The following is a 16,436-nucleotide window of genomic DNA, read 5'->3' on the forward strand; positions in this document are numbered from 1 at the left end:
CGAAAGGGGCAAGAATTGGCGTAAAGTGATCCAAATTGCCTCTGGGTAATGCATCTGAAAAAGGCAAGAATTCCCTCTCCAGGGTTCGATATTCGCCTTTACGTTGCGATTTGTAAGACTTTGGGCTCCATATTCGGACTGTTTATTGCCTCCATTTCGACCAAGCTGTCGATCCCTGGGCAGCAAATGAACGAACTCCCTGCCTTTCTTCCTTTTTTATTAAAATTTCAGAGAAAGGAGTTTGATTCCCCTTTTTGTTCGGAGACAAGAGCTATAGGCCCCTGTATTTATGTCATAAAGTCATGTGTATAAAATTTACACCCCCATGAGGTTTTGGCAGGCCTATATAGCTTTCTTCTTGCGAAAGGAGGATGCTTCATAGATCCTCTTCCAATGGCCGAAGTAATCAAATTGAGAGTAAAATGCCACGCCTGCTCAAATTTAATCGAAGGCTCCGCTAAATATGGAGGCGGGCATTACGTCCCTGAGGGCGTAAACTTTGAATTTGTGGCTATCGGGAAGATCGAGACTCCCAAAGGAAAGAGAGTAAAGGCGGAAATCACCGCAGATTGTCCTAATTGCGGGGTTCGTTGCAAATGGACCATTTAAATTGCTTTTTATTAGTGTATATTGGGATTATAAATAATCAATAATATGATTATGAATGAGCTGCCTCCTATGTTTTCAGTTATTGCTTAAAATTAAGTAATGAATTTTGCTACACCTCTATTTTTATTTTTCTTTTTGCTTATATTTGGGCTAAGATGGACCCTCCCCAGGTTGAAATTTCTTCCAGAATGGGTCCCGAAGCCATTTTTGTTGGTAGGAAGCTATTTCTTCTATATGTCTTGGAATCCTAAGTTTGGGCTCCTTCTTTTCGGAACAAGTATTCTGGATTATTGGATCGGGAGATTCATGGATCAAAAAGAAGGTAGGTCGCGTGCTATCTTGCTTTCTATCTCTCTGGTTTTGAATCTTGGAGTTTTGGCCTTTTTTAAATATTTCTTTTTCTTTATGCAGTCGGGAAATGCCGTATTATCGGCATTTGGGCTAAATTCAAGTCTTCCTGTATGGCGCATTGTGCTTCCTGTAGGTATCTCTTTTTACACTTTTCAGTCCCTAAGTTACACGATCGATGTGTTCAGGAGAGAAATTCTGCCTGAGAAAAATTTTTGGAACTATGCTCTCTTTCTTTCCTTCTTTCCTCAGTTGGTTGCGGGGCCTATCGTTCCGGCCAAAACTTTTTTGCCCCAACTTAGAAGCTGGGTGGCATGGAAGGAACTCCCACTTAGAGAAGGTCTACTTTTGGTTTTGATCGGCGTTTGGAAGAAAGTAGTGATCGCAGATCAACTTTCGATCTTGCCTGATTCTTTTTATCGCTCTCCTTTAGAGTTTTCCAGTGCCTATGCATGGGCAGCAATTTTTGCATATTCTCTTCAAATTTATTGTGATTTTAGCGGATACACCGATATCGCTTTGGGTTGTGCTCTTCTTCTTGGCTTCAGATTGACTGAAAATTTTAAGATGCCTTATCTCGCTTCCGGGTTTTCCGATTTTTGGCGAAGATGGCATATCTCTCTTTCTTCTTGGCTTAGGAACTATTTGTATATTCCTTTGGGTGGTAATCGTAAATCCGAACTAAGAACTTATGTGAATCTATTTTTGACCATGCTTTTAGGCGGTCTATGGCATGGGGCGAGTTGGAATTTTGTGGTCTGGGGAGGGTTCCATGGTATTTTTTTGGGTTTAGAAAGATTGGGTAAAAAGTTTTGGCCCGGTTTCTTCTCCCTTGAAAACGGATCTGGGATTTTAGCTAAATTTTTCTATCGGACCTTTGTGATCTTTGGCGTGGTTCTTTGTTGGGTATTTTTCAGATCTCCGAATTGGAAGACTACAGGGATCGTTTTCGAAAAACTTTTCCGGTTTTCGAGCGGCGGGGATCCGGCACTTTCTTCTTTGCGTATTTTGTTTATTGCATTCTTTCTTTTCTTTATCGCGACTTGGATTGGGAATCGGGATGAGAAAGACGGCAGTTTTCGTAAATTTTATGAAGGTTTACATCCGGTACTCTTTGGATTTTTGATAGGAGTTGGATTTTTGTTGGGGGCCATATTCTCTTCCGAATCTCAGCCGTTTATTTATTTTGTTTTTTGAACAGGCCTTTGCAGATAATCCCTGATCTTTGCGTTTTCTTCGTAGACCCAAATTTTTCCGATTCCTGATCCACAATTTAAAACGCGAGTAGGTTCCCCGTAAAATGATTTGATCCTGGATTCTCCGAGTCCTTCCGGTAGGACTGCGATCGGCCCTTCCGGTGGGAATAGGAACCATTCTTTGTTAGAAACTGAGTAAGATCCTTCTAATGTGCTGAAATCTATCGGATAAGCCAGGACTCTTTTTTCGGAATATGTGAGTATTCGTCTGGCTTTTCGCGGTTCTGAGAGTACGAAAACGAAAGAATCTTTTTCTTTCCATTCATCTACGCAGATTGTTTCAGGTGGTCGGATGGATTCTCTCGGATCTCTGAATTGTCCCGCTCCTTCTCCGAATGCTGCAAATATCCCAAGTCCGAATATCAGTCCTAAAAACGCAAAATTTCTAGAATGGCTTAGATAGTTTTGATTTTTGATAGAAGGTAAAATCCCAAAAAGTACAGGGACCATCACAATTGCAGGAAGGCTGTATTTGAGCGAATTTTGGCCGGAATATAACCCGAGTAAAGGTGGTAAAAAGCAAAGGCTGAGCTGGAAATATCCTAAAAATCCGTAACTATGCCCGGATTCTTTTCCTTTTCTTAGGCATAAAATTCCGCCCAAAATTGCGAATGCGAGAAAGATCCCTGAAAGTCTTAGGGTTAGGATTGCTGTGAAAAAATCACTCCACCAATGTGAGATCGATTCGAGTGTAGAAAGTTTATTGGGTGAGTTGATTGCTAAGAATATTTTTATGAATGAATGAAGTCCGAGCCCGATTAAGCCTGTGGCAAAAAATCGGATGGAGATTAATGGGAAAGAAATTCCCCAACGACCGTACCTTCTTGTCCAGGCAAATAAAGTGGGCAGATATAATTCTAAAATTAAGATCCTATCTGAAACTGTGAGTAGGGAAAGCAGGGGGAAGATGGAATATTTCGGGACCTTCTCCCTTTTTAAATATGGCCAGATCCATAGACTTGTGAGGAATGCGCTGATATGTACGGATGGAAAATATAAAAAATACAATAATGGAAATTTTTCCGCGATCAGAAATAGGAAAGAAAGTGTAAGCAAGCTGAACACGTAACTTTGGGGCCTCGGCATTTTTGGCTCCATTGCACGGATGAATTTTCCTAATAGATATGCAAGTAAGGAGGTTTGGAAAATCGCGTAGAGTGTTAATGTCCTGAAAACATTCTCAGTTATATAGCCGAATATAAAAACGATCGGTAGGTCCGGAAAAAAATAAGGTGTGGGTGCGAATGACCAGGTCCTTAAGGAGCCTCCGTTACGAAGCACGTCGATCAACACGGAAGGAAGATATAAGGCTTCTATATTCCAGAAGATTTCTTTAGGCGCAGTAAATAGGGAGAATATAAGTGAGGCTAGGAAAATAATTATAGAAGTCCAGAGCCAAACCACTTGGGAATCCTGGCCAATGCCTCATCCTAGGTAAAGTAGAAAACGAAACAATTTCTGGACAAAGAGGCAATTACTTTCAGTTTATGGAGCTGTGTCCCGTTCCAAGTTAACGATCTTATTTTCCGTTGTTATCTCCGTACTTTTTTTAGATTTCTTCTTATTCCGATACTCGTTTTGGCTCTTGCCTAACGAATCTTCCTGGGGAGCGGATTATTTTTATAATTTTTTACATGAGTTTAAAACTTTCGAAAAAGTTTCGAAGCAGAAATTCCGCGTTTTAGTAATAGGTTCTAGCGTTACCGGTTATTCTATTAATCCTAGAGACTTAGAAGCAGAGCTTCGAAAGGTCACTGGGAAAGATCTGGAAGTCATCTTTTTGTCTTATGCGGGTATGCCTCCTATGGATGCGTATCTGATGAGAAACCAATTCCTAAATTTATCTCCGGATCTTGTCGTGTATCCGGTGAACTTTGTGGATTGGAGATTGTATAGGACTTATGTTCTGGATCCTAAAAACGGTAAGAATGAAACCGCAGAAGAATCCAAACTGATCCTGGACGCTCTGGATTTTCGAGACGCTCCCCAATCCAAGATCATTTTTCCTTTAGAAAGTCTCTTTGAGTTTTGGGATTTAATCGGATTGGAGAAAGGTGCGGAATATCTAGCTGCTTCTATTTTCGGTTCTTATCGTTATAAGGAAGTTTATTGGAAAATTTCCTCTTCTGTTTATGAGCATCGTTTTGGTAGGAACACCAGCTTCAGAGAGTATAACGGCGTGGACATTCCGGAGAAGGTGACCTTTAGAGGTTGGACTGGGAAAGTTTTTTCTTTTCAGCCTAAACCTTATATGGCCCGCAAAGGTTTTTATATCCAGGTGGTAGAAGAAGTCCTGAAGGATGGAAAGTTGATCCTGAATTTGGAAAATTCTTCTCATACAGTTAAGCAGACCTTGGAGTTTAAGAGTCCTGGTTGGAAAAAAATTCTTTTAGATTCCAGGTTTTTGGATCAAGGGGAGAAGGAGAACTGGATCCGAGCAGAAGTTTCTAATACTTGGATCCCTTATTTTGCGGGACCGGAACATAAGGACTGGGCTCGGGACATTCTTGGGGTAAGGCTCCAGCAGATTTTCGGGAAAGAAGATGATCTCTCTCTTTTGGACAGAAGACCGGTGAGAGAAGAAAGGTTGGAAGACCTACGCTTTTTAGGGATGTCCGATAAGGAATATGAAGAATACTTTTACTTTCGCCTTCTTACAGACCTAAAAAAAAGACCGGGATTACAGTACATTCAGGTGTTGGCGGACTCTAAGAAGAAGATCGCAAAGGAGAAGTTCCGACCCATTCTTCATTTTCGTTATATGAAGAAGCTCATTTCTTTTTTTAAAGAGAAGGATTTGCCATTTCTCTTAATAAACAATCCTGAAAACCCAGTCAGCCTTTCCTGGTATGGGGATTCTGATTGGTATAAAGAGCATTTGTTTTATCTGAAAGAGATTAGCGGTGGCGGGGACAATTTTGTGGATCTAAGTCGGGCGTTGCCTTCGACAGATTTTTGGGATTTCCATCATCTTACGTATAAAGGGACTCAAAAGATGAATTCTAAGTATGCTTCGTTCATATCTAAATTTGTCGAATGACAGTCCGTGGTCTTGGAAAAAAATAGAAAAAAACAATGAAAAGCGGACTTTAAGTTCGCGAGCGGTCAATAAGTTCTATGAGCAAAATTAACGTAGCTGTTTTGGGAGCCACCGGCTCCGTCGGGCAAAGGTTCATCCAACTTTTGGAAAACCATCCTTATTTTCAGGTAACCCATCTATGCGCATCCGAGAATAGCGCAGGCAAAACATATGCTGACGTTATGAAGAAGCGTTGGAAGATCTCCGGAGATATTCCTAAATATGCTCGCGACATAATTATCACATTGCCGGATCCGAAGATCACCCAAGGTGTTAAATTAGCTTTTTCCGGTTTGGATGCTTCTATTGCAGGAGAAGTTGAAACTTCTTTTGCAGAGGCAGGTATCCATATTATTTCCAATTCTAAAAATCATAGAATGGTGGAGAATGTTCCTCTTCTTTCTGCGGAAGTGAACGCGAACCATTTGGATGTGATCTCCAGTCAGAAGACACCAGGTAAGATCATCACTAACTCCAATTGTACGATTATGGGAGTGACCATCTCTCTCAAACCTCTATATGAAAAGTTCGGCATAGAGTCCGTTATGTTGTTCTCTATGCAGGCAATCTCCGGAGCAGGTTATCCGGGAGTTCCTACCATGGATATTTTGGGGAACGTAGTCCCTTTTATAGGCGGCGAAGAAGATAAGGCGGAGATCGAACCTCTGAAATGTCTTGGAAAGACCGAGGGCGGTAAAATTGTGAATGCGGATTTTAAGATTTCCGCTCATTGCAATCGAGTTCCTGTTTTTGACGGACATACAGTTTGTGTTTCCGTAAAATTCAAGAGGACACCTACGGAATCCGAAATTTTAGAAGCCTGGTCTTCATTTAAAGGCGAGCCTCAAGAATTAAAGTTGCCTCTCGCTCCGGATTTTCCGATTCTTTATCGTCAAGAAGAAGACAGACCCCAGCCTCGTCTAGACCTGGAAACAGGGAGAGGTATGACTACCGTAGTGGGAAGACTTAGACCGGATCCGATTTTAGATTGGAAATATGTTGTCCTAAGTCATAATACGGTTCGTGGGGCTGCCGGTGCCGCGATTTTAAACGCGGAATTGATGTATCGGAAAAACCTACTCTAGTCGAAGAGGATGACTCATGCTGGATCCCCAATCTCCGGAACTTAAGGTAGCGGATTATAACTCGGCCTTACAGTTAACCCAAGCTTTAGAGGCCAGAGGGGATTTCCAGTATAAGGGAATTCATAAACTAGTACTGATCATTGGCGACTGGACTGAAAAGTTCGTAGCGAATAAAATTCTACCTAGCACGGAACAACTTTCCAGAGAGTTAACCTTGGACAAGGAAAGGGTAAGCGCCTATCTGAAAGAGATGAGCGCTCGCCATAATCCTCCTATCGTAAAAAAGATCTGTATGGTGGATTATAATCCTACCGGAGATTCTTCCGACGGAAGGATCACTTCCTTTTTACGGTTGATCACTGTTTTTGCCAGGCCTTCTCAAACGGATGCAGGTTCGAGCCACAGATATGTCGACGGTGTAAATCAAACTTCTTTCAGTTCCATCCAAAGATGGGTAAAGGAGAAGAGGCAGTTTCCCGGGAAGGAAAATTTCCAAAAATGGATCTATGATTGTATTGATAATAATAAATTAAGCGAGACATATGCTTCTTCCGAGATCGGGAATTTGTTTCAGGATAATTTTGACGTTACTCCTGTCTTAAAACAAACCACGATCAATATTCACTTAAAGCCTGTGCTTAAAAAGTTAGTGGATTCTCGGATCTTATATTTTTATAGAAATGAGAATGCCTTAAGTCCAGGAAACCGTTCCGTTTTTTATTATAATGTCCAAGATGAGATCATCGCGAGATTGGATGCTTATAAAAAGTATCTGAACGAAAGAATTATTCCTGAACTGCAAAGAATAGGCGTGCTTGGTAATTTTTCGGAGCAAGACCTCCAGAATACACGCTCTATCGCAGGACAAGTCCTTCCTTTTTTAAGTCCAGCCTATGGTGACCAAAAAACCGCAGTTGAAGAACTTCTTTCTCTAATTCATTTTGAAGAAGAGGAGAAGGAGAAAAAAGAAAAAGAAGAAAAGAAGGCCAAACTTTCCGAGTTACTCGACTATATTAAATCCGCAAATCGATTGGTGGATCTGAATTATCTTCGTTTTCGCGGCGAGCCTATCGAAGAAGAAGTCAAAAACCTGATCGTCAATCATGATATGATCTTAAGTTCGGATTTTGCGGATAAGAAGGGTCTTTACGTTTTTGTTCTTCATAAAGATTGTATCAACGGTGCGGTTGAGACTGCAAAAAGGGTTCTTACCGCGACCGGAAACGACAGTGAGATCCGTGTTTTAGCAAAAATGAATATCCGGGACATGATGGAGTCCAGAGAGGCGAGCTCTCAATTTGAGAAATTGGAATATTCTTCTCTTTTTAAATATCTTCCTTTTATCACCAGATTTTTCAGATCTCTCTTCGGGAATAATGTAGTTCATAGATTCGAAGCAGAAGAGATCAGAGCAAGGCTTGCATCCGAGCAGAATAAAAAGATCTTAGAAGCAAGAACCAGAGTTGCTCAGGAAGAAAAGGTAAAACTTGCAGAAAGAAGAGTAAAAGATAGAGAAACTGCCGAGGCGACTGCAAAAGCGCGAGCTGCGGCTGCAGTTGCAAATTCCGAGTCGAATGCTCCTGCAAGAAGCTCCGGGTTGAGCTCGGAGCAAGAAGCCGAGATTAAACGAAATCTTTCTGCCGTTTTAGACGTTATAGACCACGCTTGGAGCCAGGACGAACTTCCGGACAGGGAATATCTCTTACAGGCTTTAGGTGGAGATATGGATGAAAATACTCTGATCAACTTCCTGAAAAAGAATGCAAAAAAGGAAATCCATTCCTTTATGGTTAGAAATCAGGAAGAGCAGTATTCTTTTCCGATCCTTATTAGCAGAAGGTTCTTGAAAAAGAACGGCAAGGCATTGCTGGATAAGGCGAAGAGAATTGTAGACGAACAGAAAAATGCGGGCATGCCTGAACAGGAAAAGTTCGATTTTTATATTTCTTTTGAGGATTTTCTAAACAGAACCCTTCCTAAAATCTGAGCTCGGATCATTAGAGCAATTTTAATAAAACCGAATATACATGAAGAATGAATTAGTTAATTTCAGAAAAACTAAAATTATATGCACAATCGGCCCGGCAACGGCCGACAAAAAAATGATCCAATCCCTTGCGGAAGCTGGGATGAATATCGCCAGATTAAACATGTCCCACGGGAATCACGACTTTCATAGATCCGTGATCCGTGCCATTAAGTCTTTGAACAAGGATGTATTAAAACATCCGATCGCAATCTTATTGGACACCCAAGGTCCTGAGATCCGCACAGGGGATCTGCAAGTGGATCATTTGGATCTAAAAGTGGGAGAATCTTTTACTTTCCATATCATTCCTGGAGAAGAATCAGAGGAACAATCCGTTTTCGTAAATTATCGCGATATCGTAAAAGACCTGAAAATCGGCGATAGAGTTACTGTCGATAACGGTTTGATCAATCTTGTGGTGGAAGAGATCCAAGAAACTGCTTTAAAATGTAAAGTTGTAGACGGTGGTAAATTAGGTTCTCGTAAACATATCAATCTGCCAGGTATTCGCGTAAACCTGCCTTCCATCACTCAAAAGGATCAAAAGGATATTCTTTTCGGTTTGGAAGAAGATGTGGATTTTATCGCACTTTCTTTCGTTCGCTCTGCGGAAGATATCCACCAACTTCGCAAGATCATAGAAGAAAATAATGGTCATACGGATATCATCGCTAAGATTGAAGATCAAGAAGCCGTGAAAAACATGGTAGAGATCGTGGAAGCCGCTGACGGTGTGATGGTAGCCAGAGGCGATCTTGGAGTGGAACTTCCTATCGAGGAACTCCCTCTAATCCAACGTGCAATTATTCGAGAATGTGCGATCAAAGGAAAACGAGTGATCGTTGCGACTCACCTTTTGGAATCCATGATCAATAATCCTTCTCCAACTCGAGCGGAAGTGACTGACGTTGCCAACGCAGTTTTTGAAGAAGCAGATGCAATCATGTTGTCCGGTGAGACAGCCGCAGGAAAATTCCCAGTTCGTTGTGTCGATATGCTTCACAAAATCTCGGAAAGAGTGGAGAAGGCGCCGGGACTTGGTTATGTTTTGGAAAGAGTTCCTTCCAACAAAAAGGAAGAAATGGCCAGATCAGCGGCTATGCTCTCTGATTCTATCAAATCGCCTGCAATTATAGTGATTACTAGGAGAGGAACTACTGCTCTGAATGTAGCTTCCTTCCATCCTAGGTTTCCACTCATCTATGCTTTTACCAACATGACCACAGTAAGACGTAAACTTTGGCTGACTCGAAGTGTAATTCCATACCGGATCGATTTTTCCAGCGATCCTGAGAAGACGATCAAACTGGCTATCGAAACTTTAAAATCGAGTGGTAGAGTGAAGGATGGAGACCAGGTGGTGATCTTGTCGGATATTATTGCGGGTGCTGACCGTGTGGAGACGATCCAGATCCGAGAGGTGAAGTAAGGTTGGTAGGAACTCCAGACTACTCTGAAGTGTCTTCGTCCCCTTGGTTCAACAATTTCAGGACCCAATCCTGAAGTCCCAGACTTTGGAAGGCCTCAATTATCATTCCCGTATAACTAATGGAAGACTGTAATCGTTCGAAACTCAGTCGAACCTGTAATTTTTTAATCTGTAAATAGAGCTGGAGTTCTTCCTTGCTCATTTTGGAAGGGTCTTTCCAAGGAATGTAGTCTTCTCCAGAAAGAGGATTCAGGGAGAAGATACGATTTTCTTTGTTCTTTGTCTTACTCATGGGCGGGAGTTCCTTCCACTCTCACGCTTTAAGTTTCCGAATAAGGGCGAAAACACCCATTAGAGAAATAAAGAGGCAAAGGCCTCCAGTTCCCAAAGCCGCAGGTAACGGATCACCCGTAAATTGCCTCTGTAAATAGAGGAAAAAGGCAGCAAGAAAGAATAAAACACTTAAACTAACGAAGAATAGAGCGATCCGGAAGAATACATAGGCTTGGATACCTAATACAATCTTTTCCGTTGCGATTTTTTTTGCATAAAGAAGAAGAGTTTCGAAATATTCTGTGATTGAATTGATAAAAGCGAGCAGGTGTTCCTTCAATTCAAAACTTGAAAACGAAGCTCCCTCTTGCTTCTCTCTATTTTCGTAAGGAATTTCTTCTGAATCCGTTCTTTTAGCGGTCAATGGATGTTCCGTATTATTTTCTTCGACCGATAAGCATTCCGATGATCACGCCTATCCCGACTCCAACCCCTAGCCCGATCAAAGTTGCTTTTTGTGGATTTTCTTTGATATAAGTTCCAGTTTGGTCGATGATTTGTTTGGCCTTTTCGCTGGTCTCGCCAGTAACTTGTTTTAATTTTTCCTTTAGATCAGATACGTGTTCCAAGTATTCCTCCCGGGCCTTGCCTGTAATTTTTTTGGCCTTATCTTTTAAAATTTGGAGTTCTTCGCTTAGATTATCACCTTTAGACATAAGAACGCCCTCCATATACTTTTATGTTAGTATAGCTAATCAATTTCAAGAATTTTACATCTTGAAATCATCCAATCACGAAAATTAAGGACTTTAAATTTGACCGTAGGGATAAATAAGTCGATATATTAGGTCTAACCACAAACGGATAGAAAATTGAAGCGAAAACCATTCCGGTCGATGGAAAGTAAAAAGGGGATGGCACATGAATTTATTATCTAAAATTGCTAAGATAAGAAGAACTCAAAGACAGAGAATATACAATAGAGCATATCGCCAAGCTCTGAAGCATTTGAAGCGAGAGTTTAAAGCTGAAGCTGATCGTCACGCGCAAGCTGAGAAAGAATTAGAGAAATATTATCGTAAAGATGTGGATAGCGAGGCTAAAAAGACCCGCAAGAAAATCCAAGAGTTAGAGAATTATAAGCTCCTTCTTGAAAGAAAGGAAATGGAAATCGAATCAAAACTCGCTTTTCTAAATGATCAACTACACAAAATCGAAGAGCTAAAAGCGAGAATGGATGGGGCTGTTAATTTAATGGCACGTGCAGGATCTCTTTCAAATGGCGCGATTGATGATGCTGAGAAGATCAAGCAGGCTTTGAAAAAAGTGCTCTAAACTGAGATTGTATGAGTCATTTGCCAGTTCCGCTTTCGTTAGAGCAAATCAGGAAGGAACTCCCTATCACCTGGGAAATAGTTACCGCAAATGAAGTTCCGAAAATTGTTAGAGTATATAAATTATCTCAATATCTAGAAGGCATTAAAATCATAACAGCTTTAGCGAAGCTCGCTAATGATATAGATCACCATCCAGACATGCTTTTTTCCAATGGTTCAGTTAGAGTGGAACTATGCACACACAGCTTAAACGGGTTATCCAACTTCGATTTGCAATTTGCTATCTCAGCCGAAAATCTCTTAAGTAATACTTAATTTACTAAGTATTTAAGCGATTTTTGGTCCATGTGGATCTTTTCTTTTCACTCTAAAATCTGATTTTGTTAACCGATATTCTAAGACCCATAGCTCTCGGAAGAAGATCTTTGAATCAAAGTTCGCATGAATTGCAGCTTTTACTTGCCAAATTATTCTTTCAACATTTGAAAATTCTTTGGATTTATATTTTTCTAAGAGCAATACGAATAGATAGCACATTGAAACTCCATGACTCATGGCAAGACTTCTAAGTTGAATCCAATCTTCTGTTCTTGGCCTGAAATTAAACTTTATATATCTATTGTCTTTCGATCTTCCTCGAATGTTCTGATATTTGGTATATATTGATTCAGAATTAATACGTTTACTTGAATGAAAGCGAAAGCTTCTTTGATGGTGCGTAAGAGCCTTTTTCAGTAGATAGTTTATCCCTTGTTTACGAACATATTTTGCCAGGTGAGGAGGAACCAGAAGGGTCGAGACTTTACGTTTCTTTCGAATCGTGTTTTCTAAAGATATGTTTTGAGAGAATGAACGATGAAAAGTGGGTCTCAATTTTTCCATACAGAAGACGGGTTTCGAAATGGAAATATGGAGTAAATTTTTTGTGAGAATTGCGATTTGTATTAATGATAAAATTTGTTCTGTGAAGGAACTCCTCAGAAATTCGCTCTTAATTCATTTTAAGAACGAATTTTCAGTAGTTTAAGGTGAAGGATTTAATCTATGATTACAATGCCCTCATAATTATCAGTAAATCTATATCCAATTCCCCAGATTGTTTCGATCCATTCCGGCTGAGCTGAATTCTTTTCTAACTTAGAGCGAATTCTTTTGATATGGGAGTCGATCATTCTTTCAAATCCATCCCATTCCATTCCCCAGACTGCTTCTAAGATCATTTCTCTTGAAAAAACTTTGCCGGGAGAGGTTGCCATTAGCTGTAAAATATCAAATTCTTTTCTGGAAATATTGATCACTTGATCTTTCAAGGTAACTCTGCGGCGAACTGGATCGATTTTCAAAGACCCTCTGATGATTTCTCCACCGCTTCCGATATTCGGTTTAATTCCTGCTTTTTTATCCCATCTGCGGAAGAACACATCCACTCTGGTTTTCAATTCTCTAACAGAGAAAGGCTTAGTGATATAATCATCTGCACCTAACTCGAGTCCCATGATTCTATCTATTTCCTCATTTCGAGCAGTAACTATAAAAATGGGGGTATTCTCATCAGATCTTCGGACTGTTCGACATACATCCATTCCGTCAATGTCGGGTAAGGAAAGATCTAAAATCAAGAGGTCGGGATGGTTTGCCTTATAATATTTAAGGCCCTCTTCGCCAGAAGTTTGAATTGTAGTTCGGTAATGAGCTGAATCCAATGACTTTCGTATTAAATTCCCGATGTCCGGATCATCTTCAATTACCAGAATATTCTTCATAAGCGCCTCAGGTGTATTGGATGTTAAATTTAACCTCATTACAACATATTATTCCCACCAAAATTGTAACATAGCAAAAAATGGGATTTTAAATGTATTGATTGAAAAACAAAAATTCGAAAAATGCTATAATGTTTGGCTTTTTTGAAGGCTTTGCTATTCTTCTTTTAATGGCAATTCCGGAGAATTCTTATTTCTTAATGTGAAAAATCTGGTTTTGGTCAGTTTATGAAATATGGCAATCCTTCCTTCCCGCGGAGCTGGGCTCTTATTGCTGTTTCGGAGCCTGGATTGGATGTTCACGAAGTAACCAGAACTCTTGGAATTCGACCGGACTTGTCGGTCAATAAAGGAGTTCCTGCCATCTCAGGAAAACCGACTACTTCCTCCTTATGGCAGATTAACTCGAAAAGAGACGCGAGTTCCCCATTAGAAGATCATATCCAAGAGTTATTAGAAAGAATAGCTCCTCGTCGCAAAGAATTCCAAAGTTTTTGCGAAAAACATAATGTCATACTTTATTGTTCCGTTGAATTCAATAACGGTAGTTTAGAAGAAACTGCATTGAGTGCTCGAACTCTTTTGTTGCTTGGAAATCTTGGGCTCAAGTTGTCTTTTCATGCATGGAACATCCCTGAAAGAAGGAGAAGGCTAGAGGATTAGAACTAATTCTTCTAAAGAAAAGGTTTTGATATATTTTCGGATCGGAAGCCTCGGCTTGGAAAGAATTAGCACTCGGTTCTTTTCTCGGAGATCTAAGGCGTATTTAATCAATTTTTCTACCACTGGAAATGGCAAAGTCTCGAATTTAGACATTTCCAATTTTACGTGTCGATTTGTTTCATAAAAGGCCATCGCCAAAACTGAGTTTAATTCGTTCAATACTTGATCGTTGACTTCAGAAAGAAGAGGCTCAATCTCTACAGCTTTGGATTTTTTTCTTATTTCGAAGTAACTGTATTTTCGGATATACTCCACAATCATTTCCCTTTCTAAAGGATTAATATACTATTTTGAGCGATTTCATACTCGAAGATGAAGCTGAATAACTTAGAAATATTGTCATTTCGATCCAGATTTTTACACGCTACGAGAACTTTTTTTCATGAAAAAGGATTCATGGAAGTTGATACGCCGTCTTTAAAAAAAATTCCGGGAATGGAACCATATTTGGATCCTTTTTTGGTAGGATCTCCTTCTGGTGAAGAGAAGGGATATCTGATTACCTCCCCTGAATATTCCCTCAAACAAGCTTTATCTTTAGGTGCTGAAAAGGTATATGAGATCGCTCATACGTTTCGTTCCGGAGAGAAGGGGAGTTCCTACCATACCGCCGAGTTCCTAATGTTGGAATTTTATCAATCAGGCACTGATTTGTACCAGGCAATGAACCTTGTCGAGGAGTTGATTCGATGGATTGCTAATATGTTGAGCCTTCCGCTTCCGGAAACACGATTCCAAAGAAAATCAGTGAAGGAACTCCTCTTTAACTCACTGGGCATCGATTGGGATAGAGAATCGCTGGAAAGAAAAATAAAGGAATTGTCTCTGACAAATCTTCCTTTCAATTCTATGGAATATGAAGACTGCTTTTTTTTAATATTCTTAAACTTATTAGAGCCGAACTTCGCTTCGGAATTTCAATTCATCTATGACTATCCTCCAGAAATGGCTGCCCTCTCTAGAATTGAAAACGGGACGGCGAAAAGGTTCGAATTGTATTTCGGAAAAATAGAATTAGCTAATGCATTCTATGAACTTTTGGACCCGATAGAACAGAGGACTCGTTTTGAAAAAGAGCAAGAGTTGAGAAAAAAGTTGGGTAAGGAAGTTTTTCCGATTCACGAAGAGTTCCTTCAGGCTTTGAAAAGAGGTATCCCTGAGTGTTCTGGAATTTCAATCGGATTGGATCGTCTTCTAATGGTACTTTTGGGAAGGAACTCCCTCTCCGAAGTTAGCCCATATTGGCGAGAAATTTGAAAACAGAAGATTTTATTATAGTCTGACTTCATTTAGAATCAAGAAAGCATCATACAGGGTTCGATAATGAATATAGGCCCCGCAAAACTTTTGTTGCACGGATTATCTATCAAATTAACTTAAGATTCGATTTGCCCTGAAAGGGGTTCTTCGAATGAAAAGATCCCTGGCCTTTAGTGCGGACGGAGAATATGACTAAGAAGCAGAATTATTACGTCACTATAAAAGGCAAAAAATATGATCGAGGCCTGATCGAGTTAGCGGAGAAAGCTACCTCAGGTAAAAAAGACGGTCGTATTTCAATCGCGGATGCAAAGAAACTTCTTAACGCGGTGAAGGATAACAATACCTATACGGACATCGAAAAGAAAACGATGGAATACGTCCGTGAGAACTTTCAATTTACCACAAAAGCAGACGAGTGGTTCCGCACCGAAATTCGCAAATGGGCCGCAGAAAAATCTTCTCATACTCATACCAAATCTTCCCTACAAGAGGAATACACTTCTCACGATGAAGCGATTAGTCTTATGAGTTCTCAACACTCAGACACACCTTATAGAGGATACATTCCGACTCCTTCTGCCGGCCAGACGAAAAAACAAAATAGTATCCCTGTTCTCGTCCTTTCTCTCATTATTTTAGGAGGTTTCGGAATCGGGATATATTATGCGTTTCGAAACAACGGAAAGAAGCCAGTTAGCCATACTGAAGAAGTTAAAGAAAGTAGGCCTATACAGGTAGAAGAGAAGAAAGAAACTTCTTCCTCGTCTTCGGAGAAGGGAAGTATTTTCGAATTCTTCTCTCAGAAACACGAGCCTGCGAATTTTTCCGGGAAAGATGGCGAGCTTGTTTCTAAAATCCAATCTTCTCCGATCCTTTTTGATAAAAATGATATTAAAATTCCTCAGTCCCAAAGAAGGATCCTGGATTCTCTAACGTTTCTTCTCAAAAAACATTCGGATGTTAAAGCAGTTCTGATCGGACATGCTTCTTCCGAAGGAACGGAAGAAGTGAATTTGAAAGTTTCCCAACTCAGAGCCGAGATGGTTAGGGATTATTTATTGGGGAATGGTTTGGAAACTTCTCGTTTTATTTTGGAAGCGAAAGGTTCTCAGATAGTTTCTTCTCCGGAGGGAAAGGGACAAAGTCAGGAAAAAAACAGACGCGTGGATATCCAGATCGTCAAGTGAAAGGGAGTTTCTCCCTTTTTCTTCTCTCTTTCAATTTCTGGAAGGAACTCCAGTC

At 40.3% G+C, this 16,436-nt stretch carries 18 protein-coding genes; 11 read left to right on the forward strand and 7 right to left on the reverse strand.

Features of this window, described 5'->3' with window-relative positions; all coding sequences use genetic code 11:
- The first annotated feature begins 393 nt into the window (after positions 1–393).
- Together CH352_RS12945 and CH352_RS12950 are read left to right on the forward strand one after the other, a co-directional pair.
- Positions 394–609 (forward strand): hypothetical protein, encoded by a 216-nt coding sequence (locus tag CH352_RS12945; protein ID WP_100707384.1) that lies wholly within the window; start codon positions 394–396, stop codon positions 607–609.
- 99 nt (positions 610–708) lie between these two features.
- Complete coding sequence (locus tag CH352_RS12950; RefSeq protein ID WP_100707383.1) at positions 709–2,154, forward strand: MBOAT family O-acyltransferase; 1,446 nt, start codon at positions 709–711, stop codon at positions 2,152–2,154.
- Here CH352_RS12950 and CH352_RS12955 read toward each other — a convergent pair.
- Positions 2,139–3,617 carry a hypothetical protein gene (locus CH352_RS12955; protein ID WP_165780190.1) on the reverse strand — a complete coding sequence of 493 codons (1,479 nt, stop codon included), beginning with the start codon at positions 3,615–3,617 and terminating at the stop codon, positions 2,139–2,141. The two genes, CH352_RS12950 and CH352_RS12955, sit on opposite strands and share 16 nt — an antisense overlap.
- Positions 3,618–3,708: 91 nt before the next feature.
- Here CH352_RS12955 and CH352_RS12965 point away from each other — a divergent pair, with 91 nt between their 5' ends.
- From CH352_RS12965 to pyk, 4 genes are all read left to right on the forward strand, one after another.
- Entirely contained in the window at positions 3,709–5,253 is a 1,545-nt protein-coding gene (locus tag CH352_RS12965) for a hypothetical protein (RefSeq protein ID WP_100707382.1), read from the forward strand.
- Positions 5,254–5,330: 77 nt separating this feature from the next.
- Positions 5,331–6,377, forward strand: coding sequence for an aspartate-semialdehyde dehydrogenase (gene asd, locus CH352_RS12970; RefSeq protein WP_100707381.1), 1,047 nt, complete (start codon positions 5,331–5,333; stop codon positions 6,375–6,377).
- Positions 6,378–6,393: 16 nt separating this feature from the next.
- A complete protein-coding gene (locus tag CH352_RS12975; protein ID WP_100707380.1) occupies positions 6,394–8,364 on the forward strand; it encodes a hypothetical protein in 1,971 nt (656 codons plus the stop codon).
- 40 nt (positions 8,365–8,404) lie between these two features.
- Entirely contained in the window at positions 8,405–9,835 is a 1,431-nt protein-coding gene (pyk, locus tag CH352_RS12980; protein WP_100707379.1) for a pyruvate kinase, read from the forward strand.
- Positions 9,836–9,854: 19 nt separating this feature from the next.
- On the opposite strand, the gene CH352_RS12985 is transcribed toward pyk, so the two are convergent.
- Genes CH352_RS12985 through CH352_RS12995 form a run of 3 tightly spaced genes read right to left on the reverse strand, consistent with a single transcriptional unit; the run spans position 9,855 to position 10,824 of the window.
- Positions 9,855–10,127, reverse strand: coding sequence for a hypothetical protein (locus tag CH352_RS12985; protein ID WP_100707378.1), 273 nt, complete (start codon positions 10,125–10,127; stop codon positions 9,855–9,857).
- A gap of 21 nt (positions 10,128–10,148) precedes the next feature.
- Positions 10,149–10,532, reverse strand: a complete 384-nt coding sequence (locus CH352_RS12990) for an LBF_4227 family protein (protein WP_100707377.1) — start codon at positions 10,530–10,532, stop codon at positions 10,149–10,151.
- A gap of 13 nt (positions 10,533–10,545) precedes the next feature.
- Positions 10,546–10,824 carry a DUF883 family protein gene (locus CH352_RS12995; protein ID WP_100707376.1) on the reverse strand — a complete coding sequence of 93 codons (279 nt, stop codon included), beginning with the start codon at positions 10,822–10,824 and terminating at the stop codon, positions 10,546–10,548.
- A gap of 205 nt (positions 10,825–11,029) precedes the next feature.
- On the opposite strand from CH352_RS12995, the gene CH352_RS13000 reads away from it, so the two are divergent.
- Together CH352_RS13000 and CH352_RS19265 are read left to right on the forward strand one after the other, a co-directional pair.
- Positions 11,030–11,443: a TraB/GumN family protein gene (locus CH352_RS13000; protein WP_086445698.1), complete on the forward strand. Its 414-nt coding sequence runs from the start codon at positions 11,030–11,032 to the stop codon at positions 11,441–11,443.
- An 11-nt stretch (positions 11,444–11,454) separates the two neighbouring features.
- Positions 11,455–11,760: a 4a-hydroxytetrahydrobiopterin dehydratase gene (locus CH352_RS19265; protein WP_100707375.1), complete on the forward strand. Its 306-nt coding sequence runs from the start codon at positions 11,455–11,457 to the stop codon at positions 11,758–11,760.
- Positions 11,761–11,772: 12 nt separating this feature from the next.
- On the opposite strand, the gene CH352_RS13010 is transcribed toward CH352_RS19265, so the two are convergent.
- Together CH352_RS13010 and CH352_RS13015 are read right to left on the reverse strand one after the other, a co-directional pair.
- Positions 11,773–12,327 (reverse strand): DUF1564 family protein, encoded by a 555-nt coding sequence (locus CH352_RS13010; RefSeq protein ID WP_100707374.1) that lies wholly within the window; start codon positions 12,325–12,327, stop codon positions 11,773–11,775.
- 155 nt (positions 12,328–12,482) lie between these two features.
- Positions 12,483–13,208 (reverse strand): response regulator transcription factor, encoded by a 726-nt coding sequence (locus tag CH352_RS13015; RefSeq protein ID WP_008588853.1) that lies wholly within the window; start codon positions 13,206–13,208, stop codon positions 12,483–12,485.
- A 291-nt stretch (positions 13,209–13,499) separates the two neighbouring features.
- On the opposite strand from CH352_RS13015, the gene CH352_RS13020 reads away from it, so the two are divergent.
- Positions 13,500–13,871 carry a DUF4279 domain-containing protein gene (locus tag CH352_RS13020; protein WP_243396365.1) on the forward strand — a complete coding sequence of 124 codons (372 nt, stop codon included), beginning with the start codon at positions 13,500–13,502 and terminating at the stop codon, positions 13,869–13,871.
- Here CH352_RS13020 and CH352_RS13025 read toward each other — a convergent pair.
- Positions 13,860–14,192 carry an STAS domain protein gene (locus tag CH352_RS13025; protein ID WP_100707372.1) on the reverse strand — a complete coding sequence of 111 codons (333 nt, stop codon included), beginning with the start codon at positions 14,190–14,192 and terminating at the stop codon, positions 13,860–13,862. The two genes, CH352_RS13020 and CH352_RS13025, sit on opposite strands and share 12 nt — an antisense overlap.
- 51 nt (positions 14,193–14,243) lie before the next feature.
- On the opposite strand from CH352_RS13025, the gene epmA reads away from it, so the two are divergent.
- Positions 14,244–15,188 (forward strand): EF-P lysine aminoacylase EpmA, encoded by a 945-nt coding sequence (epmA, locus tag CH352_RS13030; protein WP_100707371.1) that lies wholly within the window; start codon positions 14,244–14,246, stop codon positions 15,186–15,188.
- Positions 15,189–15,379: 191 nt separating this feature from the next.
- The gene (locus CH352_RS13035) at positions 15,380–16,381 is read left to right on the forward strand and encodes an OmpA family protein (RefSeq protein ID WP_100707370.1); all 1,002 of its coding nucleotides are present in this window, start codon (positions 15,380–15,382) and stop codon (positions 16,379–16,381) included.
- Positions 16,382–16,436 lie beyond the last annotated feature (55 nt).

Origin of the sequence: Leptospira hartskeerlii (genome assembly GCF_002811475.1) — a bacterium.
GTDB lineage: Bacteria > Spirochaetota > Leptospiria > Leptospirales > Leptospiraceae > Leptospira_B > Leptospira_B hartskeerlii.